Origin of the sequence: Scandinavium sp. M-37, assembly GCF_043558715.1 — a bacterium.
In the GTDB taxonomy this organism is placed as follows: Bacteria; Pseudomonadota; Gammaproteobacteria; order Enterobacterales; family Enterobacteriaceae; genus Scandinavium; species Scandinavium vulneris_A.
Map to the genome: position 1 here is coordinate 1 of NZ_JBIGIN010000107.1, position 525 is coordinate 525.

Sequence of the window (525 nt, forward strand, 5' to 3'; positions counted from 1 at the left end):
CTTCTTCACCCAGCGGCGTGTTGCCATCCAGAAGAAAATCGTCATCACCGTAAAAGCCCAGCGGCTGACTGACCTCCACCGGCCGCAGGCAATACGGACTGACCTGCACTGTGGTATCGGGTGCCAGCAAACTCACCAGGGCCTGCATCCCCTCCTGGGTTTTACCGGGCTGTTGCAGCACACCAAGCAGCGACAGAAAACGGGAAACCGGGGTGGCAATGTGCTCTGCGGTGCCCGGTATACCCAGCCCCACCAGCCCCAGCAGCGCCTGAGAGATGTTATCGGCACCTCCCGGTTCGAAAGTGGCCGGGTACGAGTATTTTCGCCAGATGCGGTAAAACTGCGTCAGGATGCGGTGGCTGAAGATATCCAGAAAGCCCTGCAATGCCTCGTGCCCTTCGCGACGCTGGGTGATGTCATCGAGGTACGCCGTTGGTAAGGGGGAATCAACACCGTACATCCCCATAAAGGTCGTGCGGATGAGTGGTGGCCTGCGGTCATCATCCTCGTCATATTCGACAGCCT

Annotated in this window: 1 protein-coding gene; it reads right to left on the bottom strand. The window is 58.9% G+C overall.

Going from position 1 to position 525, the window contains the following annotated elements:
* On the bottom strand, positions 1–525 hold a 525-nt coding region (locus ACG0Z5_RS23905), incomplete at both ends, for a type VI secretion system baseplate subunit TssG (protein WP_394451671.1).